Source organism: Candidatus Manganitrophaceae bacterium, from assembly GCA_016200325.1.
Taxonomy (GTDB): Bacteria; Nitrospirota; Nitrospiria; order SBBL01; family Manganitrophaceae; genus Manganitrophus.
In genome coordinates this window covers 375,192-401,292 of sequence record JACQEZ010000011.1, presented here as the reverse complement: position 1 = coordinate 401,292, position 26,101 = coordinate 375,192, and the positions used below count along the sequence as shown (strand labels likewise).

Annotated in this window: 23 protein-coding genes; 13 read left to right on the top strand and 10 right to left on the bottom strand. The window is 56.8% G+C overall.

All coding sequences use genetic code 11. The features are described 5' to 3' along the window. Positions 1 to 102: 102 nt before the first annotated feature. Positions 103 to 576, bottom strand: coding sequence for an SsrA-binding protein SmpB (gene smpB, locus HY282_09770; GenBank protein ID MBI3804034.1), 474 nt, complete (start codon positions 574 to 576; stop codon positions 103 to 105). Positions 577 to 676: 100 nt separating this feature from the next. Here smpB and HY282_09765 point away from each other — a divergent pair, with 100 nt between their 5' ends. After that, positions 677 to 1,195: a DUF721 domain-containing protein gene (locus HY282_09765; GenBank protein MBI3804033.1), complete on the top strand. Its 519-nt coding sequence runs from the start codon at positions 677 to 679 to the stop codon at positions 1,193 to 1,195. Here HY282_09765 and HY282_09760 read toward each other — a convergent pair. The 5 genes from HY282_09760 to dnaA all read right to left on the bottom strand — a co-directional run bounded on the left by HY282_09760 (position 1,149) and on the right by dnaA (position 9,562). Beyond that, entirely contained in the window at positions 1,149 to 2,075 is a 927-nt protein-coding gene (locus HY282_09760) for a tetratricopeptide repeat protein (GenBank protein MBI3804032.1), read from the bottom strand. The two genes, HY282_09765 and HY282_09760, sit on opposite strands and share 47 nt — an antisense overlap. After that, positions 2,072 to 4,540 carry a DNA gyrase subunit A gene (gyrA, locus tag HY282_09755; protein MBI3804031.1) on the bottom strand — a complete coding sequence of 823 codons (2,469 nt, stop codon included), beginning with the start codon at positions 4,538 to 4,540 and terminating at the stop codon, positions 2,072 to 2,074. Before gyrA ends, HY282_09760 begins: the two co-directional genes overlap by 4 nt. Positions 4,541 to 4,656: 116 nt before the next feature. Then, positions 4,657 to 7,074 (bottom strand): DNA topoisomerase (ATP-hydrolyzing) subunit B, encoded by a 2,418-nt coding sequence (gene gyrB, locus HY282_09750; protein MBI3804030.1) that lies wholly within the window; start codon positions 7,072 to 7,074, stop codon positions 4,657 to 4,659. A 45-nt stretch (positions 7,075 to 7,119) separates the two neighbouring features. Beyond that, positions 7,120 to 8,247, bottom strand: coding sequence for a DNA polymerase III subunit beta (dnaN, locus tag HY282_09745; GenBank protein MBI3804029.1), 1,128 nt, complete (start codon positions 8,245 to 8,247; stop codon positions 7,120 to 7,122). 1 nt (position 8,248) lies between these two features. Next, on the bottom strand, positions 8,249 to 9,562 hold the full coding sequence (gene dnaA, locus HY282_09740) for a chromosomal replication initiator protein DnaA (GenBank protein MBI3804028.1): 1,314 nt from the start codon (positions 9,560 to 9,562) through the stop codon (positions 8,249 to 8,251). A 77-nt stretch (positions 9,563 to 9,639) separates the two neighbouring features. Here dnaA and HY282_09735 point away from each other — a divergent pair, with 77 nt between their 5' ends. From HY282_09735 to mnmA, 12 genes are read left to right on the top strand one after another with little or no spacing between them, the layout of a single operon-like run. Beyond that, on the top strand, positions 9,640 to 9,972 hold the full coding sequence (locus tag HY282_09735) for a hypothetical protein (GenBank protein ID MBI3804027.1): 333 nt from the start codon (positions 9,640 to 9,642) through the stop codon (positions 9,970 to 9,972). Further along, positions 9,939 to 10,079 (top strand): 50S ribosomal protein L34, encoded by a 141-nt coding sequence (gene rpmH / locus HY282_09730; GenBank protein ID MBI3804026.1) that lies wholly within the window; start codon positions 9,939 to 9,941, stop codon positions 10,077 to 10,079. Before HY282_09735 ends, rpmH begins: the two co-directional genes overlap by 34 nt. After that, the gene (rnpA, locus tag HY282_09725) at positions 10,018 to 10,410 is read left to right on the top strand and encodes a ribonuclease P protein component (protein ID MBI3804025.1); all 393 of its coding nucleotides are present in this window, start codon (positions 10,018 to 10,020) and stop codon (positions 10,408 to 10,410) included. Before rpmH ends, rnpA begins: the two co-directional genes overlap by 62 nt. Then, positions 10,410 to 10,619: a membrane protein insertion efficiency factor YidD gene (gene yidD / locus HY282_09720; protein ID MBI3804024.1), complete on the top strand. Its 210-nt coding sequence runs from the start codon at positions 10,410 to 10,412 to the stop codon at positions 10,617 to 10,619. The genes rnpA and yidD overlap by 1 nt, the downstream gene beginning before the upstream one ends. A gap of 36 nt (positions 10,620 to 10,655) precedes the next feature. After that, complete coding sequence (yidC, locus tag HY282_09715) at positions 10,656 to 12,278, top strand: membrane protein insertase YidC (GenBank protein MBI3804023.1); 1,623 nt, start codon at positions 10,656 to 10,658, stop codon at positions 12,276 to 12,278. A gap of 8 nt (positions 12,279 to 12,286) precedes the next feature. Further along, positions 12,287 to 13,669, top strand: coding sequence for a tRNA uridine-5-carboxymethylaminomethyl(34) synthesis GTPase MnmE (gene mnmE / locus HY282_09710; protein MBI3804022.1), 1,383 nt, complete (start codon positions 12,287 to 12,289; stop codon positions 13,667 to 13,669). A gap of 34 nt (positions 13,670 to 13,703) precedes the next feature. Then, complete coding sequence (gene mnmG, locus HY282_09705) at positions 13,704 to 15,617, top strand: tRNA uridine-5-carboxymethylaminomethyl(34) synthesis enzyme MnmG (protein MBI3804021.1); 1,914 nt, start codon at positions 13,704 to 13,706, stop codon at positions 15,615 to 15,617. A 47-nt stretch (positions 15,618 to 15,664) separates the two neighbouring features. Then, entirely contained in the window at positions 15,665 to 16,348 is a 684-nt protein-coding gene (gene rsmG / locus HY282_09700; protein ID MBI3804020.1) for a 16S rRNA (guanine(527)-N(7))-methyltransferase RsmG, read from the top strand. A gap of 48 nt (positions 16,349 to 16,396) precedes the next feature. Then, entirely contained in the window at positions 16,397 to 17,167 is a 771-nt protein-coding gene (locus tag HY282_09695) for a ParA family protein (protein MBI3804019.1), read from the top strand. Then, positions 17,151 to 18,023 carry a ParB/RepB/Spo0J family partition protein gene (locus tag HY282_09690; protein MBI3804018.1) on the top strand — a complete coding sequence of 291 codons (873 nt, stop codon included), beginning with the start codon at positions 17,151 to 17,153 and terminating at the stop codon, positions 18,021 to 18,023. Before HY282_09695 ends, HY282_09690 begins: the two co-directional genes overlap by 17 nt. Positions 18,024 to 18,078: 55 nt before the next feature. Continuing rightward, positions 18,079 to 18,498 (top strand): polymer-forming cytoskeletal protein, encoded by a 420-nt coding sequence (locus HY282_09685; GenBank protein MBI3804017.1) that lies wholly within the window; start codon positions 18,079 to 18,081, stop codon positions 18,496 to 18,498. 36 nt (positions 18,499 to 18,534) lie between these two features. Beyond that, entirely contained in the window at positions 18,535 to 19,599 is a 1,065-nt protein-coding gene (gene mnmA, locus HY282_09680) for a tRNA 2-thiouridine(34) synthase MnmA (GenBank protein MBI3804016.1), read from the top strand. Between the two features lie 52 nt (positions 19,600 to 19,651). Here the strand turns inward: mnmA and HY282_09675 are convergent, their stop codons facing one another. The 4 genes from HY282_09675 to HY282_09660 all read right to left on the bottom strand — a co-directional run bounded on the left by HY282_09675 (position 19,652) and on the right by HY282_09660 (position 25,956). Further along, positions 19,652 to 19,810, bottom strand: a complete 159-nt coding sequence (locus tag HY282_09675; protein MBI3804015.1) for a hypothetical protein — start codon at positions 19,808 to 19,810, stop codon at positions 19,652 to 19,654. A gap of 109 nt (positions 19,811 to 19,919) precedes the next feature. Beyond that, the gene (locus HY282_09670) at positions 19,920 to 20,354 is read right to left on the bottom strand and encodes a polymer-forming cytoskeletal protein (GenBank protein ID MBI3804014.1); all 435 of its coding nucleotides are present in this window, start codon (positions 20,352 to 20,354) and stop codon (positions 19,920 to 19,922) included. A 137-nt stretch (positions 20,355 to 20,491) separates the two neighbouring features. Beyond that, positions 20,492 to 24,190, bottom strand: a complete 3,699-nt coding sequence (locus HY282_09665; protein MBI3804013.1) for an Ig-like domain repeat protein — start codon at positions 24,188 to 24,190, stop codon at positions 20,492 to 20,494. Positions 24,191 to 24,300: 110 nt separating this feature from the next. Further along, a complete protein-coding gene (locus HY282_09660) occupies positions 24,301 to 25,956 on the bottom strand; it encodes a hypothetical protein (protein ID MBI3804012.1) in 1,656 nt (551 codons plus the stop codon). Positions 25,957 to 26,101: the final 145 nt, after the last annotated feature.

Sequence of the window (26,101 nt, the reverse complement as noted above, 5' to 3'; positions counted from 1 at the left end):
GCCCCCACGCCCCGCGGCTCGCACCGGCAAAGCCGGCTGCTCGCCTTTGTTGTTATCTGTCCTCGGCTTCGTTTAAGCCTCAGCTCAATTTTTATCTTTTGTCTACCGTTGTCCTTTGCCCCGCATTCCTTTTTCGATTTCGCGCTGGGCCGTTTTTTTGGACTCGGTGTCGCGCTTGTCGTAGAGCTTCTTTCCGACGGCCAATCCAATTTCTACTTTCGCCCAGCCCCGCTTGAAGTAGATCTTCAGCGGGACCAGCGTGTATCCCTTCTGCTGCGCCTTCCCCAGGAGCCGTTCGATCTCTCTTCTCTGGAGGAGGAGTTTTCGTGTCCGCGTCGGATCGTGGTTAGAGAGATTGCCGTGGCTGTAAGGACTGATGTGACAATTATAAAGGAAGACCTCGCCATTTTCAACCCGGGCGAAGCTGTCTTTTAAATTGATCCGACCGTCGCGGAGCGATTTCACTTCGGTGCCGAATAACGCAATGCCGGCCTCGACCGTCTCCTCGATAAAATAATCGTGAAACGCCTTTCGGTTGTTCACCACCACCGAATCGTTTCCCTTTTCGTCGGACATCATTCCATCCCGGCCGCAATCCCCAAATCATCTTGGTGAATCGTCTCGATCGGCCTCTTTCGCGTTGACTTCGGTTGGGCGCTATTATACCATCGATCGCATGACAAAGAGACCCTTCCCTTCAGCGATTTCGCCGATCGTGAAAGGGATTGTAAAAAACTTTGGGTTGGAGAGGGGGATCGCTTCCCTGCTGCTGCAGGTGAACTGGAAAGAGGTTGTCGGACCCCAGATCGCCGCCCACACCTATCCGACAGAGATCCGCTTCACCACCCTGCATCTGCTGGTCGACAGCGCCGTCTGGATGCAAGAGCTCTCCTTTATGAAAAAGGAGATCATCGAGAAATCAAACCGGCTTCTGGAAAAACAATCAATCCGGGATCTCCACCTTCGCGTCGGGGCCCTTCCTTCCCCTCTGGTCACACCGCTCGCCGCCGGAGCGGCGCCGGTGAGGGACTGCACCGCGGAGGAGGCGGCCTGGATCGAAGAGCAGCTCCAGGCGATTGCCGATCCTGCCTTGAAAGAGAGCGTCCGCTGCGCGCTCCGACGGCATCTCATCAAAGAAATGGGTCCGGTTACTGGTCCGGCGCCGGGAGCTTTGACGGAGCGGCCGGGTCACTGACCGGCGGTGCGACCCGCTCTTCCTGCTTCGGCCCCCCTCTTTCAATCTGCTTGATCTTCAATTCGACCAGCTCTTTGTTCGGATACCGTCCCTGAAGCTCTCTGTAGAGCTTCAACGCCGCATCCCGCTCTCCTCCCTCTTCAAGACAGTTCGCCGTCCGAAACAGTGCAAAGGGAACCATGTCGCTGTCGGAATACTCCGCCACGAGACGCCGGTAATGGATGAGGGCTTCTTTACAGCGTCCTTCGATAAAGTAGCTGCTCCCTTGGCGGTAGAGGGCCGACGGGGCCCAACGGCTCTTCGGGTCGCGCTTAATCAGAAGATCCCACTCCGTGCGCGCCTGCTCGACATTGCCGACCGCCGAATAGAGCTCGCCGATCTTAAATTGGCTCTCCAAGGCTTGATCGGGATCGCCGCTCAACTCCATGATCTTTTCATATTCGGCGATCGCCTCGCGGTATTTATTGTATTTTTTTTCGTAGACCTCGGCGAGATAGCGACGGGCCGAGAGGGCATGGGGGTTGTTGGGAGTGGGAGCGGTGAGGCGGATGGTTTTCTGGAGAAAATCGACCGACTTCGACGGATCGTCCAAATAAAGATAGTAGATCACCCCGCTCCAGAAGAGCGCCTCGGGGACCAACCGGCTCCGAGGAAATTCCTCCGTGATCTTCTCATACTCCCGGACGGCGCCGAGATAGTCATCGGCCCGCCATTTCTGCTCGGCCGACTCCAGATACCGCTTTGGGACCCGCTCCGCATTCGACCAGACGGCCCAGACCGTGGCGGAGAGGGCCGCCATTCCGGCGATCGCCCAGGCGAGAACCTTCAGCCGCCACTTTAAAGTCCCCCAAAATTTCGCCTTGGGGTCTCCCTCCGTCACTCTTCCGCCTCGGCATCCGCCGATTCGTCCCGCTCCGTTTTCTCCGCCAGACGGACCACGCCGCAGACCCGCTCTTCTCCTTCGAGGTCGATCAGGCGGACCCCCTGTGTGTTTCGTCCGATGACGCGGATATCTTGGGCCCTGAAACGGAGAATTTTTCCGATGGTCGTGATCAGGATGACCTCGTCTTCGTCCCGGACCTGCAGCGCGCCGATGACGCAGCCGTTGCGGGGGCTCGTCTGAATCGTGATGATCCCATGTCCTCCGCGTCCCTGCTGCCGGTACTCCGAGAGTTCGGTTCGCTTGCCATAGCCCTTTTCGGTCACCGTCAAGATCGTCGGCTGGGCATTCGGGGGGAGGACCTCCGCGCTGATGACCTCGTCGCCGGACTCAAGACGAATTCCCCAGACGCCGGTCGCAACCCGGCCGACGGCGCGGGCTTCTTCCTCGTGGAACCGAATCGAGAGCCCGGTCTTGGTTCCCAGAAGAATCTCGTGGTCTCCGGCGGTCAGCCGGGCGGCGATCAGGCGGTCTCCTTCTTCCAAGTTGATCGCACGAATCCCCCCGGCGCGTGGATTGCTGTAGGCGGAGAGAGCGGTCTTCTTGATGAGACCCTTGCGCGTCGCCATGACCACGAACTTTCCTTCTTCGAACTGGGAGACAGAGAGGATCGTGGTGATTTTCTCGGTCTGGGCGATTTGTAGTAGGTTGACGATCGCTTTTCCCTTCGTCGCCCGGCCCGCCTCCGGAATCTGGTGGACCTTCAGCCAGTAAACCCGGCCGGCATCGGTAAAGAAGAGAAGAGAGTCGTGCGTCGAGGCGGCGAAGAGGTGTTCAACGAAATCTTCCTCTTTCAATCCGGCGCCGATTTTTCCCTTCCCGCCGCGGCGCTGACTTCGATAGACGGACGAGGGGGTCCGTTTAATGTAGCCGGTGTGCGAGACGGTGATGACCATCTCTTCCGGCGCAATCAGATCTTCAATATGGATCTCGCCGGTCTCCGGCAAAATCTCGGTCCGCCGTTCGTCGGCATACTTCTCTCGGATCTCGGTTAATTCGTCCTGAATCGTTTTTCGGATGAGCGCGTCGCTCGCCAAAAGCGCCTTGAGCTGCTCAATCTTCTGCAACACCTCGCGGTACTCGGTGATCAGCTTCTCCCGCTCCAGCCCGGTAAGCCGTTGCAGCCGCATTTCCAGGATCGCCTGTGATTGGATTTCGGAGAGGCCGAACTGCCGCATGAGACCGCTCTTCGCCTCTTCCGGGGAAGGGGAGCTTCGGATCAGGGCGATCACTTCGTCCAGGTGGTCGAGCGCGATCTTGAGCCCTTCCAAAATGTGCGCCCGCGCCTCCGCCTGGCGCAGCTCAAACCGCGTCCGGCGGATGATCACCTCCCGCCGAAAATCGAGGAAGTACTGGAGCATCTGCTTGAGATTGAGGACCTTCGGCTGGTTGTTCACCAACGACAGCATGATCACCCCGAAGCTCGATTGCATCTGCGTGTGCTTGTAGAGCTGGTTGAGGACGATCGAGCCGATCTCACCCCGCTTCAGCTCAATGACAATCCGCATGCCGTCGCGGTCCGACTCGTCGCGCAAGTCGGAGATCCCTTCGAGCTTCCGGTCGCGGACCAGCTCGGCGATCTTCTCGATCAACCGCGCTTTGTTGACCTGGTAGGGAAGCTCGGTGACGACGATCGTCTCCTTCTCGGTCTTCTCGCTGACCTCGATGACGGCGCGGGCCCGCAGCTGAAGGGAGCCGCGTCCGGTCAGATAGGCATCCTGAATTCCTTTGCCGCCGTAGATGAACCCCGACGTCGGGAAGTCGGGTCCTTTGATCGTCTGCATCAACTGTTCAACCGTCAGGGCGGGATCGTTGAGGAGCTGGACCAGGCCGTCGATGAGCTCGCCGAGATTGTGCGGTGGAATATTCGTCGCCATCCCGACGGCGATGCCCGAAGAGCCGTTCATCAGCAGCTGCGGAATGCGTGTCGGAAGAACGGTCGGCTCGACCACCGATTCATCGAAGTTCGGGGTGAAATCGACCGTCTCCATATCGATGTCGGCCAGCATCTCCTCGGCGAGCTTGGTAAGCCGCGCCTCGGTGTAGCGGTAGGCCGCGGGCGGATCGCCGTCGATCGATCCGAAGTTTCCCTGACCATCTACCAAAAGGTAGCGGAGGTTGAAATCTTGCGCCATTCGGACCATCGCGTCGTAGACCGCCGCATCGCCGTGCGGATGGTATTTTTTGATCACCTCGCCGACGACGCCGGCCGACTTCGAATAACGGCGGTTGGAGAGAAGCCCTTCGCGGAACATCGCGTAGAGGATCCGCCGATGGACCGGCTTGAGGCCGTCCCGGACATCGGGCAAAGCGCGGCCGACGATGACGCTCATCGCGTAATCCATATAAGCCGACTTCATCTCGGTCTCAAGATTAACGGTGGTTCTCTGTTCGTCTACTGGCATCGTGACTCCTTAAAACAGGGGCGGGACAAGAGCGCCGGCGGGAATGGCCGGTGGAGGCATCCGCAGGCTCCTCCGCCTGTCCCAACCGATCTCGGCTTGTTCTGCCCGATCTCTTCCTAAATATCGAGGTTCTTCACTTCGGAGGCGTGCTGGTGGATGAACGCGCGTCGCGGTTCGACCTCGTCGCCCATGAGGACGGAGAAAACCCGCTCGGCCTCGACTGTGTCTTCCAGCTGGACCTGTAGGAGGGTGCGGCTCTCCGGATTCATCGTCGTCTCCCAGAGCTGGTTCGGATTCATCTCCCCCAAGCCCTTATATCGCTGAATCGACAGCCCCTTCTTTCCCCGCTCTAAAACGTGCTGGATGATCCCGGCGGCGGTCGGATATTCCTTCTCGCCGTCGGCGTCGGTCACCCGATAGGGCGGCTTTCCAAGCCCCAGCCGCAGCGGCGAGAGATTTCGAAGCTCTCGAAATTCCGGAGAGCCGACCAGCGCCTCATCGATCTTAATCAAGTGGGGCGCGCCGTTCTTCTGTATCTGGATCTCGATCCGGTTGGAGACATGCTCCTCATCCTGGCCGAGCGAAGAAGAAATGACATAGGTCGGATAGTACATCGCCCAGTAATTTTTGGCGACCTCGAGCAGCGCCTGGAGGCGCTTGGCATCCCGAAGGAGCTCCGGCTGCACCTCTTCATGTTGCGTCAAGGCGCGCAAGATCTCCGCGTCGATCTGCTTTCTCGCGAAGTGCTCAATGATCGCTTCGTAGGCCGCCAACTTCTTGAGCAGGGTCTTCACCCTCGCCCCGGAGAGCCACTCCTTGGACCCGTCCTGGTAGACCTGGACCTCTTCTCCGGCGATCCCAATGAGGTATTCACGCAGCGCCGCTTCATCTTTAATGTAACGCTCCGTCTTCCCCCGCTTGACCTTAAAGAGCGGCGGCTGGGCGATGTAGATATATCCCTTCTCGATCATCTGCGCCATTTGTCGGTAGAAAAAGGTGAGCAGCAGCGTCCGAATATGCGCCCCATCGACGTCGGCGTCGGTCATAATGATCACCCGATGATACCGCGCTTTGGCGATATCGAAATCGTCGACTCCGATCCCGCAACCCAGCGCGGTGATCAGAAGGCGGATCTCTTCGGAGGAGATCATCTTGTCGAACCGGGCCCGCTCGACGTTGAGGATCTTTCCCTTTAGCGGCAAAATCGCCTGGAAGCGGCGGTCGCGCCCCTGTTTGGCCGAGCCGCCGGCCGAATCCCCCTCCACCAGGTAGATCTCGCTTCGGGAGGGATCTTTCTCGGAGCAGTCGGCCAGCTTTCCGGGAAGGGAGCCGCCGTCGAGCGCGTTCTTTCGCCGAATCAGATCCTTCGCCTTGCGGGCCGCTTCGCGGGCACGGGCGGCGTTGAGCGCTTTGTCGACGATCTTCTTGGTGATCGAGGGGTTCTCTTCGAAGTATTCGGCGAGCGCTTCATTGACCGCCCCTTCGACGATCCCCTTCACTTCCGAATTACCGAGTTTTGTCTTCGTCTGTCCTTCAAATTGCGGGTTTGGAAGCTTGACCGAGACGACGGCCGTTAATCCCTCCCGGACATCTTCCCCAGTGACCGTCTCCCCATTCTTCAAGAGGTTGTTGGCCGCGCCGTAGGTATTGACCGTCCGGGTCAGCGCCGATTTGAATCCGACGAGGTGGGTTCCCCCCTCTTTCGTATTGATGTTGTTCGCAAAGGAGAAGAGGTTTTCCGAATAGCTGTCGTTGTATTGGACCGCCAGCTCGAGCATGATCCCGCCTTTCTCTTTCTCGACGAAGATCGGCTTGTGCAACGGGGTCTTGCTTTCATTGAGCATCTCGACGAACGAGAGGATCCCTCCCTTGTAGCAGAATTCCTGCTTCTTCTCGGTCCGCTCGTCTTCCAGGGTGATCAGCAGGCCCTTGTTGAGGAACGCAAGCTCTCGAAGCCGGGTCGCCAAGACATCATAGGAGAATTCGGTCTGCTCGAAGATTTGGCCGTCGGGCTTGAAGGTGATCTGCGTGCCGCGCTTTTTCGTTTTGCCGGTGACCTTCAACGGCGCCTGCGGCTTCCCCCGCTCATACCGCTGCTGAAAGACCGAGCCGTTCTGCTTGATCTCCATCTCGAGCCACTCTGAAAGCGCATTCACCACGGAGACGCCGACGCCGTGCAATCCGCCGGAGACCTTATAGGTCTCGTTATCGAACTTGCTTCCGGCATGCAGCACGGTGAGCGCCACCTCGGCGGCGGAGACCTTCTTATCGGGATGGAGGTTGGTCGGGATCCCGCGGCCGTTGTCGATTACGGTGACGGAATGGTCGATATGAATCGCCACTTCGATTTCGGTGCAAAATCCGGCCATCGCTTCGTCGACCGAGTTGTCGACAACCTCGTAGACCAGATGGTGCAATCCGTCCGGTCCGGTGCTGCCGATGTACATCGCCGGGCGCTTTCGGACCGCCTCGAGACCCTCGAGGATTTTGATCTTACCTGCATCGTATTCTGATTGTTTCGTTTCTTCTACCATCTTTATCTATTACCTCAACCTCGGTTTCTCTTTGACGGCGGTCGCTTACACCCGCATCGGCATGACCACCGCAAGAAACCCTTTTCCCTCTTCCTTGATCAAGCAAGGAGAGAGGGCATCTTTAAACTCAAGCGTCGCCTCTTCCCCTTCGAGCACGGAGAGGGCATCGAGAAGGTAGCGGGCGTTAAAGCCGGTGCTGAATCCCTCTCCGGTAAAAGAGGCGGTGACCTCTTCATCGGCCTCTCCCAGCTCGGGGTTATTGGAGCTGAGCTGAATCTTCCCTTTTTCGAGCTGGAACTTCACCGCATTGGTCTTCTCCCGGGCGAGGAGCGAAACGCGCCGCAGCCCTCCCTCCAGCGCTTCGCGATTGACGGAGACCCGCTTGTCGTTGCCGGCGGGGATGACCTGCCGATAATTCGGGTAGTTCCCTTCCATCAAACGAGAGGTGAGGATAAAGGTTCCCTGCCGGAAGACGAGTTGATTCTTGCCGATCGCCAACTCCGGCGCCCCGGACTCTCCCCCCTCGTCGAGCGCCCGTTTGATTTCCAGGATCGCCTTCTTCGGGATAATGATGTTCTGCTCGGGAAAATCGCCGGCGACCGAGATCGGCGCCTCGGCCAGAGAGAGCCGGTGTCCATCGGTTGCAACAAAACGGATAATCCACTTCTTTCCCCCGCCTTCTTCGAGTTGAACCTGAACGAGAATCCCGTTCAGGATATAACGGGCATCGTTCTCCCCCGACGCATAGAGGGTCCGTCGGATCAGATCCGAGAGGATCGCCGCATCGAGCGGGATCTTGGTCTCCGCATCCGAGTTCGGCGGGGTGGGGAATTCTTCCGGAGGAAGGCCAACAATTCGGAAGTGGCTTCGGCCCGACTGAATGGCGACCCAATTCTTCGGCTCGCTGGCAATCTCCACCTTTCCCTCCGGAAACTCCCGGACGATTTCATAGAGTTTGCGCGCCGAGAAGGTTAATCGTCCCGGCTCGACGATCTCCGCCGGGTAAGCCCCCTGAATTCCAATCTCCAGATCGGTTGCAAAAAGAGAGATTTTATCGCGCTGGGCCTCCATAAGGATGTGAGAGAGGATCGGCATCGTGTTCCGCTTTTCGACCACCCCTTGTACGCGTTGGATCCCGGTGAGCAACTCCCTTCGCTCGATTCTGATCTTCATCTCACTCCTCCTTCAGATTTTGGATCAAACTGTCGAGTGTCGTTTTAATGTTAAAATCCTCTCCCATTCCCTTCTCGACCTGTTTGCAGGCGTGGATCACGGTGGAGTGATCTTTACCGCCAAAGTGCTTTCCAATCTCAGGGAAGGAGAGGTTGGTCAGCTCCCTGCAAAGATACATGCAGATTTGACGCGGAACGACGAGGTTTTTGGTTCGCTTCTTCGATTTCAGCTCAATGAGCTTCATCTGAAAACGCTCCGCCACGGCGCGCTGAATGTCCTCGATGGTGACGACCCTTTTCTTATCCTGGATGGTGTCGCGCAAGACCCGCTTTGCCATCTCGACGGTGATTTCCTGGCCGGTCAGCGAACTGAAGGCGCCGAGACGGATCAGCGCTCCTTCCAACTCCCGGATATTCGTCTTGATGTGGGTCGCAAGGAGGAGCGCCACGTCATTTGGGAGCGGAATTCCCTCCGTTTCCGCCTTGCGACGGAGGATGACGATCTTCGTCTCCAAATCAGGCGGCTGAATGTCGGCAATCAGCCCCATCTCGAAGCGGGAGCGAAGGCGCTCTTCGATGTCGGACATCTCCTTTGCCGAGCGGTCGCTGGAGATGACCACCTGTTTGTTCGCTTCGTACAGGGTATTGAACGTGTGAAAGAACTCCTCTTGCGTCCTCTCTTTCCCGGAGATAAATTGAATGTCATCGATCAGCAGGGCGTCGACGTTCCGATATTTGTTTCGAAATTCAATCATCTTATCATAGCGGATCGAGTTGATGACATCGTTTGTGAACTGCTCCGAGGAAAGATAGACAATCCGAAGCTGAGGGTCTCTCGCATAGATGAAGTTGCCGATGGCGCTGAGCAGATGGGTCTTTCCCAGCCCCACACCCCCGTAGAGAAAGAGCGGATTATAAGAGGTGCCGGGGCGCTCCGCGACCTTCCGGGAGGCGGCATGCGCAAACTGATTGCTCGATCCGACCACAAAGGAGTCGAAATTATACCTCGGGTTGAGGCTTCCTCGACGCCGCTCCCGCTCCGGTGCTCCCGGATTCTCCTCTCCTGTCTTTTCATCCACAATGAAGGTGATCCGAAGTCCCTCCTCACCCAGCTCTTTCTCAAGCGTGCTTTGAATCAAGGCGTGATAATGCTCTTTGATCCATTCTCCAAAAAACCGGTTCGGGACCGCGACGTGAACCTCTTTTCCCGAAATAGAGATCAAGGAGGTCGGCTTTAACCAGGTCTCAAAGCTCTGCCGATTGATATGAGCTTCTACCTGCGAGAGGAGCTGCTTCCAGATGAGTTCTAGCTGCATCAGAGATTACCGGGAGTTACGCACATTTTATCAACAATTGTTAATTGCTAATTCCAAAAGAATTTCAGGAGCTTAAGGTGATGGACGAAGATGCTCACTGCAGAGGAACTGAATCGGGAAAAAATGCTGTCCCAATATATCAAATTAGACAAAATGAATCAAGCCATTTGTCAGTTCCCAAACGTCGTCCACATAGATATCCTCCCCATTACCGAACTGTTAATAAGCACTTCGGATCTTTATCAAGCAATTCGCCCCGCTTATTATTACTCCTAACAAATATTTTAGTTTCAAAAAACACAAATCAGTTTAGACTTGACAAGCTGGTCGAAATCGAAGAATATTGGGGTTTACTTATTGAAGATGAGGAGCGTGTATGTCTATTACATATCGCCAGCCAAGCAAACTGAGAAGAAACAGAACACATGGCTTTCTAAAAAGAATGTCGACTCCCAATGGTAGAAGGGTTATTAAAAACAGAAGAGCCAAAGGGCGAAAGCGGCTTTCGACCGCCTAAAGTCACGCTCAAACGGCTGACACGACCGGAAATCCGCAACGTCTTTGAGAAGGGAAGAAAAGTTTTATCATCCGCTTTTGTCCTTTTTTTCATTGAGAGTCGCGCGTCGACACCCCCTTCTTATTCGATCCAAGTTAAAAAGAAGCTGGGAACAGCGGCGGAGCGCAATCGGACGAAGCGGATCTTTAGGGAGGCCCTCCAGCGTCACAAGCTTCTTTTAAAGGGGTATCAGCTCATCCTGATTCCCCGCTCCGACTCAAAAGGAATCGGTCTCAACGATGCGGTTGATCAGGTAATGAAAATTTTTTTAGGAATGCAAAGAAAAAAATAATGTCCTTTGCATATATTCTCCTCATCCGATTTTATCGGAAATGGATCTCGCCTATATTTCCACCAGTATGTCGGTTTTACCCGACCTGTTCATCCTATTCTCTTGAGGCGGTTGAACGTCATGGCTTTTTCATCGGTCTTGTGATGACGTTAAAGCGCCTCGTTCGCTGTCATCCCTTCTGTCCGGGTGGCTACGACCCGGTGAAGTAAATAGCTTATTAAATTTAGAAAGCCAGAATTCAATCTATGGAAAAGCGTCTTATCGTGTTTTTAATTCTTTCGTTAGGGATCATCTTTGCCTATCCTTATTTTCTCGAACGGATGGGAGGTCCTACTAAACCGGCCCCCGAGGTGCTCAAAGAGGTGCCGACACGGACTCCGATCGAAGAGCCGACTTCCCCACAGCCCCGCTCTTCAGCAGAGACACCCCCCGTCAGCGAGGTCAAGGCGAAGGAGAAGGTTATTGAGAGTGATCTCTACCGGGTGGTCCTCTCGAATGTAGGAGGGGTCATTAAGGAGTGGCAACTCAAAAAATATATAAAGAAAGATCCATCGGGGGAACGGGCACCGATCGAGCTTGTACCGAAAGAGGCAAAAACCTTCCCATTGACATTGATCAGCCCGGAGGAGCCGGTCGGGTCTCGGCAGATCTATACGCTCGACGAGCGTCCGACGGAGTTAAACCCGCAGAAACCCCAAGAGGTCGTCACCCTCAGCTTCGTCGGAGCGGACGGGCACAAGATTCAGAAAAGCCTCACCTTTCACCATGATAGCTACTTGGTCGATCTCCAGGTCACGCGTGAGGGCTATTCCCAGCCTTACGACCTCTCACTTGGAACCAACTTCGGAATCGAAGATTGGGGTCAGGAAATTGGAGGAAGCGTCGGTTCGATCAGCTTAGTGAATGGGGAGGTCTTCAAGGAAAAAGAATCTAAGATTACCGATTCGGTGACCCATGAAGGCGCTTTGGCCTGGACGGGAATGCAGGACAAATACTTTTTAAGCGCCTTGGTTGTCAGAGGTCCGGATCAGCCGAGCACCGCTATTGTTAAGAAAGAGGGAGAGAAGCAGATTCGGGTCGATTTAAAGCTCCCATCGGCACAAGCGGACCAGAAAAACCTGGCCCTTTATGCCGGTCCGAAAGAGTATGATCGCTTGGCCAGCCTTGGTGTCCACCTTGAAGAGTCAATCGATTTCGGTTGGTTCATCGTCGGAAGTTGGCTTCCCGTTCGGCTGGTTGCGAAACCGCTCTTCTATATCATCCGCTTTTTCTATCAATTTAGCCATAATTATGGGGTCGCAATTATCCTTGTGACCGTTTTGGTGAAGGTTCTCTTTTTCCCGGTCACCCGTAAGAGCCTTGTGTCCATGAAAGAGATGGCAGCCGTCCAGCCAAAGATCAATGCCATTCGAAAAAAGCATGCGGCAGACCGGACTCGGATGAATCAGGAGTTGATGAACCTTTATAAGGAACATAAGATCAACCCCGTCGGGGGCTGCCTCCCGATGCTTGTTCAAATACCTGTATTTGTTGCACTATTTAATATTTTATATAACACGATCGACTTAAGACAGGCCCCTTTTATCCTCTGGATTCATGACCTTTCAGATAAAGACCCCTACTATATACTTCCTATTATTATGGGGGTCAGCATGTTCTTCCAACAGTTGACCCAACCGACCACGATGGATCCGACGCAGGCAAAAGTCATGCTCTTCCTTCCTGTGATCTACACTTTTTTCTTTCTTAATTTCCCTTCCGGATTGGTTCTTTACTGGCTCGTTAATAATCTGCTGAGCATCGGCCAGCAATATTTAATGAAACGGGAAGGGCTGACGCTGCAGAGGGGGGGAAATGAAGCAACCTAAGAGGAAAAATGAGAAGGCGAGCAGGGGAAGATGACACCATCTGCGCCATCTCAACTGCTGTAGGTCTCGCAGGGATCGGCGTGGTCCGCGTCAGCGGCGAAAAAGCCTTTCAGGTTGTTCAACCCCTCTACCGGGGAAAAGGTCTTCTCTCCGAATTTACCAGTCATACCGCCCACTTCGGTCATGTAGTCAATCCCGCCACACAGACGTTGATCGATGAAGCCCTTTTTCTCGTTATGCACGGACCGCGAACGTATACCACCGAAGACACCGTTGAGATTCAGACCCACGGTAACCCACTGATTTTAGAGAAAATTTTGTCTATTTTGCTTTCACAGGGTGCGCGACTTGCTTCCCCGGGAGAGTTTACACGGCGCGCATTTCTCGCTGGCAGGCTCGATCTGGCTCAAGCGGAAGCGGTAATAGAAGTCATTACTTCTCAAAACTGGGGCCACCATGCGTGGGCACTCAACCAACTCAGGGGAGATCTTTCAAAAAAGATCATTCAGCTCCGTGAGTGCTTACTTGGGATCGTTGCTCAGATTGAGGCATCGATCGACTTCTCTGAAGAAGGGATTACCTTCTCCTCCGCCGAGCAGATGTTCAAAGAGATTCAGCAGGTCTCAAGCGAGGTAGACAAAATCCTCTCGAGTTATGCAGAGGGGAGAAAGATCCAGGATGGTTTCAACCTGGTGATCGCCGGACGTCCCAATGTTGGCAAGTCGAGCCTTATGAACCTCCTGCTTCAAGAAGATCGGGCCATCGTCACCCCGGTGCCGGGAACCACCCGTGATCTGCTGCAGGAGAGGCTCCAGCTGGATGGACTGGTCCTTCAGTTAACCGATACGGCCGGCTATCGAGAGACCGACGATCCGATTGAGGCGGAAGGGGTTCGGCGCGGCGCCAACGCGATTAAGAATGCCGATTTGGTCCTGTGGGTCATTGATGCGAGCGAGCCCTGCCGCCCGGAGGACGACCTTTTATCGAGTCGTCTTAGAGGAGTACAGAAATTAATCGTTCTGAACAAGGTTGACTTGGTCCGAAGATTTGATTTCACTGCATTTGAGAAGGATCATCCAGAAACACAAATTTCACTTTCAACCATTACGAAAGCAGGCGTTGAAACGCTGAAGAAAGAGGTCATACATCTCCTTTCTCATCAACCGGAGCACGAGCGTCCAATCGTTGCCTTGCTTCGGCATAAAAATGCGTTAGAGTCGGCTGCACGCGCGTTAAAGCGGGCAGAGGAAACCGCTGAAAAGAAAGCCTCGTGGGAGTTTTTAGCGGCCGATTTACGAGAGGCCCTCGATGCACTGGGTGAAATTGTCGGTGAGACCACCACAGACGAAATTCTCGATCAAGTTTTTAATCAGTTCTGTATTGGAAAATAATGGATGTTCCACGTGGAACATAAGGGGCAGACAGATGAACAAATGGGATATTATCGTTGTCGGCGCAGGACACGCGGGGTGTGAGGCGGCGCTTGCGGCGGCTCGGATGGGGGCTCAAACACTCCTCTTTACATTAAAAATGGATAATATCGGACAGATGTCGTGTAATCCCGCCATTGGTGGAATCGCAAAGGGGCATTTAGTTCGTGAAATTGATGCGCTGGGGGGAGAAATGGCCCGAGCGATTGATCGTGCCGGCATTCAATTCAGGATGTTAAACACCCGAAAAGGACCGGCGGTCCGAGCGCTGCGCGCTCAGGCTGATCGCTCGATTTATCATTCCGTAATGACAGACGTTCTCCTTAACCAGCCGAATCTAACCGTTTTGGAAGGGATGGTCGATGAACTGGTGGTGAAAGAGGGCAGAGCGGTCGGCGTGATTGTCTCAGATGGAACCCGGTTTTATTCTTCAGCGGTCATATTGACGACAGGAACCTTCCTAAGAGGACTGATCCACATCGGCATGCGTCGTTTTGCTGCCGGGCGGATCGGTGAGGCCCCCTCCGAGAAAGCATCACAGAGTCTCCTAAAGCTCGGTTTTACATTAGGACGTCTGAAGACCGGCACACCCCCCAGATTAGACGCAGAAACGATAGATTACAGCCAACTGCAACCTCAGTATGGCGATGAGCCTCCTCTTCCTTTCTCTTACTCAACAGAGCGGCTCCAGGTGGACCAACTTCCCTGTCACCTAACCTATACGAATGAAAAGACACATGAAATCATAAAGGCCCATCTGGGAGAGTCCCCCCTTTATTCCGGGGTGATCACCGGCGTCGGCCCGCGTTACTGTCCCTCCATCGAAGATAAAGTCGTTAAGTTTTCAGACCATCCGCGCCATCAGGTCTTTTTAGAGCCGGAGGGAAGAGAGACGAATGTCGTCTATCCCAATGGGATTTCGACCAGCCTCCCTGAAGAAGTACAGCTCGAGTTTATCCAAACGATTCCAGGCCTGGAAAAGGTTAAGATGGTACGCGCCGGCTATGCCATCGAGTATGATTATGTCCCACCGGTCCAGCTTCACCCAACGCTTGAGACCAAACCGGTCTCCGGGCTCTATCATGCCGGCCAGATTAACGGCACTTCCGGCTATGAAGAGGCCGCGGCCCAAGGGATCATGGCTGGAATCAATGCTGTCTTAAAGCTTCGAAATTTATCCCCACTGATTCTGGATCGATCAGACGCCTATATCGGCGTATTAATTGACGATTTGGTGACCATGGGAACGGAGGAGCCCTACCGTATGTTTACCTCCCGCGCCGAGTATCGGCTTCTTTTGAGACACGATAATGCAGACTTACGATTAATGGAGAAAGGCTACGGAGTCGGGTTATTAAGAGAAGCGCAATACCAAAAATATCTTTCCAAACAAGAGCGGCTTTTACAAGAGCGAAAGTGGCTGGAGGAGACGCAGCTTAGGATGGTACCCGACGCGGCGGCGATTTTATCGTCGGCCGGAATAGAGCGGGTTCTCCCCTCTACCTCGCTTGCCCAATTTCTCAAGCGGCCGGAAGTTGACTACGCCCAGCTTATCTCTTGGTTTCAGCTGGAAGCGCAGACCGATCCCAGCATTGCCGACGAGATTGAGATTCAGATCAAATACGACGGCTATATTCAACGAGAGCTGGCCCACGTCGCTCGATTCAAGCAGATGGAGGGGAAAAGAATTCCTGAAACGTTTGACTATGACGCCGTCCTCGGTCTCTCGCGGGAGGTCCTCGAAAAATTAAAAAAGGTGCAACCGCGCTCGCTCGGCCAAGCATCGCGCATTTCAGGGGTGACCCCCGCAGCGATCTCCATTCTCATGCTGGCCCTGGAGCGTCGCCGACGAAAAGAGAGCGGGCCGTCGCGCGATCTGCGGGAAGGGGGCGAGGCGATTGCCCGCTGACTTCCACTCACGATGGAGAGCGTCCCCTGAATGAAGAAGGGAAAACCGTGCTCCTCCGGGGGGCCGAACGGCTCGGCATCGCACTCTCCCAAAAGCCGGTAGACCAGCTGGCGGTCTATCTCGATGAGCTCGTCCGATGGAATCGGCGGGTGAATCTGACCGCGCTGCGCAGCGATCGCGACATTGTGATTAAGCACTTCCTCGACTCCCTGACGCCTCTCTCTTTTCTTCACCCCTCCCCGAATGAACGCTGGATCGATATCGGAAGCGGCGCCGGTTTTCCCGGCCTGGTTCTCAAGATTGCCTCTCCTCACATTCAGATGACGCTCGTGGAGGCGACGGGAAAGAAGGCGGCCTTTCTTCATCACCTGGTCGGACTCTTGGGACTGACGGGGGTGACGGTGATTCAGGACCGCCTCGAACATCTCCGCGGGCCGAAATACGAGAAGCAGTTCGATCTCCTCCTCACCCGGGCCGTCGCCGCTGAGGGGATTTTGTCGGCGGGTCCGGCATTGGTTCGGGCGGGCGGAGCGCTCCTCCTTTTTCAAGGGGCTGCCGATCGCCCAAGCTGGGAAGCGCGCCTTCATCCCCACCCGGGGTTGACGCTGAAAGCGGTTTTTCCGATCACCCTCCCCTTCGCCGAGGAAGCCCGATCGTTGGTTCTTCTGACGGTGGCGGAAGGAGGGTTTTGCCCGACCGGACGGCTTCCCTTCCAGGATGGAATATGTTAGGATAACGCATTTTCTTCGGTTCAGTATGGGTGACAGATTAAGACCGTCATGGGAAAGATCATCGCAATTGTGAATCAGAAAGGGGGGGTCGGCAAGACGACCACCGCCATCAACCTGGCCGCTTCCTTGGCGGTCGCCGAGAAGAAAGTGCTGTTGATCGATCTCGACCCGCAAGGAAACGCAACCAGCGGGATGGGGGTCTCGCGCCAAGGTCTCTCCGGAAGCGTTTATGATCTTCTCATCGGCCGCAAGGGGCTGTCCGACCTGATCGTCTCCTTTGAAGTTCCCTGGCTCAGTCTCGCTCCGGCCGATATCGATCTCGTCGGCGCCGAGGTGGAGCTCGTCGGGATGGATGGCCGAGAACAGATTCTAAAAGAACGGCTGAAAGGAGCCGAAGAAAATTTCCAATTCATCATCATCGACTGTCCCCCGTCGCTCGGCCTGCTGACGTTGAATGCCCTCACGGCGGCCCACTCTCTTCTCATCCCGATGCAGTGCGAGTATTACGCGATGGAAGGGCTGGCCCACTTGATGAACACCTTTCAGCTGGTTCGACAGTCGCTCAACCCCTCTCTCGAGATCGAAGGGATTTTATTGACCATGTTCGACGGTCGGAACAATCTCAACAATCAGGTTCAAGTAGAAATCCGATCGCATTTCGGCGATCAGGTTTTCCAGAACACGATTCCTCGGAACATTACCCTTGCCGAGGCGCCGAGCCATGGCAAGCCGGTGGTCTTCTACGATGCGGTCTCAAAGGGAGCGCAAGCCTATCTCGCGCTCGCCAAGGAGGTGATGGAACGTGCAGCAGCCGCGTAAAGCGCTCGGCAAAGGGCTCGGACTCGGAGCGTTGGTCCCGCCGGCACCCCCAGTCGAGCCGGCGAAAGGGGAGGTTCGGGAGATCGCCATCGGAAAGATCATTCCGAATCGGTATCAGCCCCGGCAGCATTTTGATCCCGACGCGCTGGCCCAACTGGCCGCCTCACTGAAGAGCCACGGGCTCATCCAGCCGATCACCGTCCGGAAGGAAGAGAACGGACAGTTTGAGTTGATCGCCGGCGAGCGTCGTTGGCGCGCGGCGCAGCTGGCCGGGTTCTCCGTCATTCCGGCCCTTGTGAAGACGGTCCGGGAGCAGGAGTTGATGGAGTGGGCGCTCCTCGAGAACGTTCAGCGGGAAGATCTCAATCCGATTGAAAAAGCCCAAGCCTATGCCCGGCTGACCTCCGAGTTTTCTCTGACACAAGAAGCGATTGCCGGACGGATGGGGATCGATCGCTCATCGGTGGCGAACTTTCTTCGCCTTCTGCAACTTCCCGAAAAACTCTGGGGAGCGATTGCAAACGGCACCGTGACCATGGGACATGCCAAGGCCCTTCTTTCCTTGGAGCGGAAGGAGGACCAACTCCGCCTCGCCGAGGAGATTCAGTCGAAGGGCTGGTCAGTCCGGCAGGTCGAGGCGATCGTTCAAAAACTGAAGGGAGAGAAGCGGGCCGAAGGGACCCAAGCGCGCGAGATCTCTTCCCCCGAGGTTGCAGAGCTGGAGGGTCGGCTGCGTCAGGCGCTCGGAACGAAAGTTCGCTTGGCGCATCATGGGAAAAAGGGAGAGATCCGGATCGAGTATTATTCCCTGGAAGACCTGGATCGGCTCCTCGAGAAGCTGACGGGGACGGAATAAATCGCTAAACCGTGAGGAGATCTCACACAGATCTCCTCCAGGCAGAGGAGGAGTTATGTTGAGAAGAGACGAGAAGGAGAAGGTCACGCAGAGTGATGAGATTATCGCATTCCTCGGTAAAGGGACCGAATTTAAGGGGATGCTCACCTACAACGGCACAGTCCGGATCGATGGACAAGTTGAGGGCGAGATCATTACCCAGGGAAAGCTGGTGGTCGGCGAGACAGCGGTGCTTCAAGCGGAGATTACCGCCGGCACGGTGATCTGCGGCGGGAAAATCACCGGGAATATCCGGGCCACCCAGCGAGTCCATCTTCTTGCCAAAGCGACCCTTAACGGCTCGGTGACGACCCCGAACCTGATCATTGAAGAGGGGGTCCACTTCAACGGAAAATGCGAAATGTTACGGGACGATGCCAGCACGGTGGAGAATCGACCCCTACAGGCCGTGGGACATGAGTCAAATGGGGGCTAGGGGTTGAGCGGAAGTCAAAAAAAGGTCGTCGTTGGAATGAGTGGAGGGATCGACTCCGCCGTCACCGCCGCCCTGTTAAAAGAGGCCGGCTATGACGTGATCGGCGTCACCCTCACCCTCTGGAAAGAAGAAGGCGATGAGGAGAAGCGGTGGCAGGATCGCTCCTGCTGCAAGGTCGGACTGGCGCGCCATGTTGCCAAGCTTCTCTCCATCCCGCACCATGTCATCGACTTCCAGGAAGAATTCCGCGCCGAAATCATCGACGACTTCTGCGATGCCTATCTGACCGGCCAGACCCCGAATCCTTGTGTCCGCTGCAATGAGCGAATGAAATTCGGCCGCCTCCTCGATGTCGCCCGGGAGCTGGGGGCCGACCTCCTCGCCACCGGCCACTACGCCCGGATCATCCACCGGCCGGCGCAAGCCCGGTACACCCTTTCCAAGGGGAGCGATTCTCAAAAAGACCAGAGCTATTTTTTATACCGGCTCAGCCAGACGCAGTTGGCGGCCACCCTCTTTCCACTCGGGGGAATGCGAAAGGAAGCGGTCTACCAGAAAGCGGCGGCCCTCGGTCTCCCGTATGAAGAGGTCTTAGAGAGTCAAGAGGTCTGCTTCGTCACACAGAAAGATTACCGGGTGTTCCTCACGGAGAACCGGCCCGAGGCGAAGGCCCCCGGAAAGATCGTCACGGAATCGGGAGAAGTGCTCGGCGAACATGCCGGGGTCGCCTTTTACACGATCGGCCAGCGCCGAGGATTGAATGTCGCCATGGGGGAGCGGATCTATGTCACCCGACTCGACCCAGAACGCCGCGAGGTAGTCGTCGGGTCGGAGGAGTCGCTCCTTCGACGGGAGGTCCTCGCCGATCGTCTGGTGTGGGGGGGAATGGACCGTCCCGAAGGACCGATTCGTGTAGAGGCGAAGATCCGGTATCGCTCCCCCGCAGGGGAGGGAATCCTTTTTCCGCTCGACGGCGGGCGGGTCCGGGTCTCTTTCGACGCTCCTCAACGCGGTGTCACGCCGGGACAGTCGATTGTCTTTTACCACGGGGACGAAGTCATCGGCGGCGGCTTGATCGCGCCGACCGAGGCGGCACCTTAAAAACAATGGCCCTTTCGCTCGTCTCACCGTCTCACCGGTTTATTCAGACCTTCTAAATCCTCCGAATCTTAAACGGACGGATATACCCTTCCGGATCGCCCGGATCAAACGAAATGCCATCGAACAGGAGCTCCTTCTTATACTCCTCCCTCGGCACCGGGGATTCCAAGCGCTTGCGCCGCCTCCCGATATCAGACGGCGGTTTTCTCATCTTTTCCCTCTCTCCAAGGGGGTTTCCATATCGACCCTCAGAATCATCCCCATAAAAAAACAACGGCCCTGCGTCATGACCACGCAGGGCCGTTAAATTTCTCGTGGCGTCATCTGACCGCCATCATCGCCGGTTTTTTGGACTCTTCCTCCACCTGTTTTTCCCGGAGGATCGTGCTGCCGCTGGTCATTTGACAGCTGCCGTTAAATTGCGCCCCGTCTTCGATCAGAAGAGAGGGGGTGATGAGATCTCCCGTAAAGACCGAGGAACGAAGAAGCTGAATCTTCTGGTGTGCGGTGATCTTTCCGGTCACCCTGCCGCCGACCACCACGGTATCTCCTTCCACCTCGGAGGTGATGACCGCCCCCTCGCCTAAGATGATGCTTCCTTTTACCGTAATTTTCCCATCGATTTTCCCATCGATTCGGCCCGATCCCTCGAAGCTGACATTTCCCTTGATCTCGACATTCTTTCCCATATAGATGATGATGTCGTCACTGGGCCGCTTGCCATTCTCTTCTTTCCCATTTCCGAAGACCGCCATATCTCCTCCCCCTCCGACACGAATAATCTGTGATCTGTACCTCGGAAAGTATAGCTGATGATCTGAATTTGTCTAGGGTCTTCTGGATCACTGTTTCCCGAAAGCGCAGCGCCATTCCAGCGCGGTGTTTCGCTGCTTTAGGGCGGCGGCGTGCGATCGGACGGCACCGTCGAAGGTCGGGTGGGGGTGCGCTCTTCTTCGATCAGGACCGTTCGCTTGATCCGGCGCTCATTCCCGGCGGCGTCGACGGCGAGGACGATGATCTCGTTGCGTCGGGCCGGAAGCGGGATCTCGTTCGCGATGAATGCATTGCCGCTCACCTCGGCCGCAATTCCGTTGACCGTCACCTTTGCGGTCGGATCGTCGATCGTTCCACGCACGGTGATCGAGTGGAGATGCAAGGTCGCCTGCTCCGCCGGAAAGGTGACGGTGATTTCCGGGGGGGTCGTATCGCGCACGACGGTCAGCGCCTGTTCGGCCCTGTTTCCGGCGAGATCTTTTGCAGAGAGGACGATCCGATTCTCCCCTTCAACCAGCGGAAGGTCGGTCACGAAGGCGCTTCCATTCAGAGAAAGGGGCCGGCCGTTCAGCGCGGCCTCGGCGAGGGTTCCCTCATCAGTAATCTTCCCCGCGATTTGAATCTTTCGTTCGCGGGTGATGGTCCGGTCGGCCGGGGTGGTCAGGACGATCTGCGGGGGAAGGTCATCGAGCCGCGCCTGCCAACGAAGGGTCCCCGTGTTGCCGGCCGCATCGGTGGCGGTGAGGGTGAGCAGGTTCGCCCCCGGGACCAGGACCACCGGGTAGCGGAACGACCCGTTTTCGATCGGCACAGCGGCGCCGTTCAGGGTAAAGCTGGCGATCGGACTTCGATCGGTCACACTTCCGGAAAGGATGATCGGTGAAGCCGACAAGAAGCTCCCGCTCAAAGGCCGTTCGATGGTGATCACCGGGGAACGGGTGTCGAGAACGACGCGGACCGTCGAGAGTCGGCTGTTACCGGCGGTGTCGGTGGCGGTGAATCGGAGAAAATTCTCCCCCTCGTTCAACATCAAGACGGTTTTAAACTGAGACCGCTCGGTGCGCTCCTTATCGATCAGCGAAACGGGGATTTCATTAATCGCAACCGAGGCGAGTGCCCCCCCCGGGTCGGCGGCGGTTCCCATCACGGAGAGGGTCGGCTCGTTTGTGTAGGCTCCCGCTGTCGGTTGGACGATCTGAAGCTCGGGGAGGCGGGTGTCGCGGACGACGACCCGGTTCATCCGAGCGGTGTTGCCCGCCGGATCGACCGCCACCAATTCGAATCGATTCTCCCCCTCCACCGTTAATGGAAAACTCTCGGCGAATTCACCGGCCGCCGTCAACGCAATCGGCTTTCCGTTGATCCGCACCGCCGCGGTTCCGGAGATCGGATCGACCACGCGGCCGGCGAGACGGATCAAAGCCGATCCAACCGGTCGGTCGTCGGCAGGCGAGGTCAGGACAAACTGCGGCGGGGCATTGTCGAGAAAGATGCGCCGTTGTAGTGTCGCGCTATTCCCGGCCGGATCGGTGGCCGAGAGCGACAAGGTGTTCTCCCCGACCTCGAGTGGAATCTCCGCTGAGAAATGATTCTCTTGTACCGCCACCGGATTTCCGTTAATGAAGAGCGAGGTGATCGGCGCCGCATCTTGAATCTGGCCGGTGACCGTCACCGGGGAGGTTGCCACGCTGGCGTTGGGAGAGGGCTGACGGATCTCGATGGCCGGAGGGGCCGTGTCGCGCACCACGTCGAAAGGAGGATAGGCGGTCTGATGGCCGACCGTGTCGGTCGCGACAATCTCGATCCGTGTTTTCCCCTCCCGCGTCAGCGGCACCTCGACCGAGAAGCGCTCCCCGCTTGGACCGGGGGTGAGAGAGACCGGACTTCCGTTGAGCGTGACGGCGGCGATGGCGGCGGCGACCTGCTCCACCTTCCCCGAGACGGTCACGGTGGAGGCTTTCGTGAAGACGCCCGGCGCCGGGGTGACGTTGCTGATTTGAGGGCCGCGGGTGGCGCGGGTCACCAGGATCTCTTTTGAGGCGATATTTCCGGCCTCATCGATCGCCTCGACTTTGATCTTGTTCGACCCTTCATTGGCGAGTGGAAAGATGACGCTGAACTCGCCGTTGGCATGGGGAAACTCCATTCCGTTAATCCGGATCGATCGGATCGACGTGGTGGCGTCGGTTGCACGCCCGGCCAGCCGGACCGCTTGGTCCTTGACGAGCGGGCTGCCGCCGGGAGAGGTGAGGGTCAGCTCCGGCGGCGTGGTATCGATGGTGAAGTGACGGGTCAACTCCGTCTTGTTTCCGGCGCGGTCTTCAATCGAGGCGGTGAGTGTATATTTTCGGTCGCCGAGGGTAATGGTCTTTGTCGCCTGTCCCGAGACGAGGGTGAAGACCGGGGAGAGATCGACCCGGTTCAGGAGGATTTTGAGCCGGTCGGGCCGAACCTGAGAGAGGGTGTCGGCAAATAGAAAGGAGAGGGGAAGAACCTTGGTCGACAAGACCGCCCCCTCATGCACCGAGTCGAGAGAAAGGCTCGGCGGACTCTTATCAATCCAGACGGAGACGGCAACCCGGCCTTCGTTTCCCGCCCGATCGACGGCGATCCCCTGAGCGAGCTGGTTTTCCCCTTCTCCGGTGAGAAGGATCGGCGGGGTGACCGAGGCAAGCCCGGAGAGGTCGTCGGCCCCTTCGAAAGAGACGGTGACGTTGGTCCGATGCCATCCGAATTCGTTCGGCGGGGGCGAGACGATGGCCTTGATCCGCGGAGGGGTATGGTCGATTTGGAAAATCTGTTGTTGCTGCGCTTCCCGATTTCCGGCGCGATCGACGGCATAATACCGGAGGGTCCGTTTTCCGTCGCCGGAAAGAGGGAGGGGAACCGAGCGCGGCTCGGATGTCGAAGGATGCGCGTCAAGGCGGAGAAGAACCTCCGGATCTTCTCCGAGCTGATAGTGGACCTCGGCGACACCGGACCCGCCTGCCCGATCGGTCACCTCCAGACGGGTCTCCCGCGACCATCCCGACGCATTCGGCAGGGTGGTCGGCGCAAGGCGGCTTTCGGGCGGGGTCGCGTCGACCTGGAAGGCAACCCGCGCTTCGGCTCGGTTTTCCGCCGCATCGGCGATGGAGACCAATAGAGTGTAAGAGCCGTCTGCGAGCGAATCGGCGCGTGAGTCGGCCGGTGAATCGATAAGATAAGTGGCCTCCTCTTCACCGACCCGGAAGGACGATGTGATCTCTTTACCATTCAAAAGGGCCCGGAAGCTCTCTCGCCGGATGCCGGCCGTCGCGTCGCTATACCGAATGCGAATAGCAGGTTTCGTCTCCCGCGTTAGGAGGCCGTCGGCCGGAGAGAGGATCGACAATTGGGGCGGGACCGAATCGGCGCCGACGATGTGGACCGTCAGCTTCCCGCCGCGCTTCCCTTTTAATTTGACCTTCACGGTGTTCTTGCTCTGGAGTGTCACCGCTTTCTCAAAAAAAGGGGCCTTGGGGTCGAGCCGGGTCGGTTTCATAATGGAGACGCCGTTTACTTGGATTTCCCATCCGCTGGCCCGCTCGGCCGGTGGGTCCGACGCTTCGTTGGAGATCTGGAGGGTATAGGGCGCCCGCGGGTCGTTGACGGAAAAGGTGTTCTCGACAAAGGCCGGCTCTCCCTCTTCCCGCGTGTAGATTTTTTCGAAGGGGATGAATTTACCGGCGGCGTGAGACCGGGAGGGGAAGAAGAAAAGGAGGAAGATTAAAAGGACGAGCGCCGACCGTGTCCAATGAAGGGTCCGGTCGCGCGTCGGATCGTCGTCTTCTCTCATGATTGAACCCCTCTTTTCATCTGGAGCCGAGCGCATTTTAATCACCTTTACATCATCGAATGTTGACGATGGCCGAGCCGCGCCGATCGGCGCGGCGGGGACAATCCGGCTCACCGCGTCCCTTTTACGCGTCGTCCCTTTGACGCCATCGGGGTTGGAGGGGAGTGAAGAAGATGGAGAAAAAACTGATGAACCTGTTTTGTATGGCGCGCATAATCGGCGAGAAGATGGTCGGCCGCCGTTTGATCCCGTTCGTCGGCATAGCCGAGCCGGAGGGCACAGGCGCGGAGCTCCTTGGGGGCGGCCGGCAGCAGATGCGTCTGGGCATCGTTTACCATCTGAAGCTTGTTTTCCAGATCTCTTAAAAAGAGATAGGCCTCCCGCAGCGTCGTATATTCCGCTTCGGTGAGCAGTTTCGATCGATAGAGTTTCCCAAGCGCTTTGATCGTATTGCGCTCGCGGATCGCAACCCGTTTTGCTCCAAAGCCGACCTGAAGCGATTGCACAATAAATTCGATCTCCCGGATCCCTCCTTTTCCGAGCTTCACATGACGCTCCGTCTCCTGCGCAGCCGCTATCTTCTCGTCGATCCGGCCTTTGAGCGCCAAGACTTCGCGGAATCCACGGGAGCCGAACGGCTGGCCGAAGACAAAGGGAAAGGTACTTTTCAGAAAGTGTAGACCCAGCCGCCGGTCGCCTCCGGCCGGCCAGGCCTTCACCAACGAGAGCCGCTCCCAAGTCTCCCCCCGGGTGGCATAGTAACGGCGGTAGCCTTGAAGCGATTGGGCGATCGGTCCCTTCTCCCCTTCGGGGCGGAGCCTTAAATCGACCCGGTAGACCGAGCCTTCCCCGCTCACCGTATTGAGGGCGGCGGTGATCTCCTGTGCAAGCCGCCTGAAGTAATCAGCATTCGAGATACGGCTTGCCGGGTCTTTCGCTCTTCCCCGCGTTTTGCCGGCGCGGGTCGCATAGAGATAGAGGAGGTCGACGTCCGAGCTGAAGTTGAGCTCCCCGCCGCCGAGCTTCCCCATGCCGATCACCACAAAGCCGATCCGGCGGCCTTTCCCCGAGCGCTCTCGACGAATGGGGGGACCGTATCGCTGGCGCAACGCCCGATCGCAGACGGCATAGGCGTTTTGAATCAAGAGGGTCGCCAGATGGGAGAGGTCTTCCAAGGTCTCCTCGACCGACGCCTCCTTCAGCAGGTCGCGGACGGCGATGCGGAGGATCTCCTTGCGCTTGAAGATCCGAAGGAGATCCAGCCGCGCCTGCTGCGTCTTCAACGCCTTTAAAGATTGGGAGAGCTCGCGCGTCCGTGCGGCGTCCCGCTTTTTGCAAAGGATCGCCGGATCGAAAACCCAGTAGAGATATTCCGGATTACGAATCAGGATGTCGGAGAGAAAGGGGCTCGCCCCGAACACCTTCGCCGTCCGGATGAGGGTCGCCGGATCGTCGCGAAAATAGGAGAGGAGCTGCGTTTTGCTGAAGGCGGCCCGCATCAATCGCTCGAGGTCATTCAGCGCCCGGTCCGGCTCGGGGGTCTGCGCGAGGGTTTGCAGCAGTTCATCGAGGATATCGGCCAGAAGGGCGCGCGCCCGCGGCTCATCCGCGATGAGCTGAAGGTTCATGTCGGCCTTCTTGATCTCCTCGAAACCATACGGCGCCAGCAATGCGGTGACCTGCTCGACACTCAACTGAGGGGCGAGCAGGAGGGATTTGCCGCTGAGCGGTGCGGCCGGCGCTCCTTTTGGATTGTTCGTCGACACTGCTCCTCACGGAAAAAGGGGCTTAATCGACCGGAATTATACCTCCCCTTCGACCGATCCGCAATCTTTTCCGAGACTGCGTTTGAGGAGTGGGCGCTCATTCTGTATAATGACACCCAGGACTCATTACGAATAGATGAAAGGC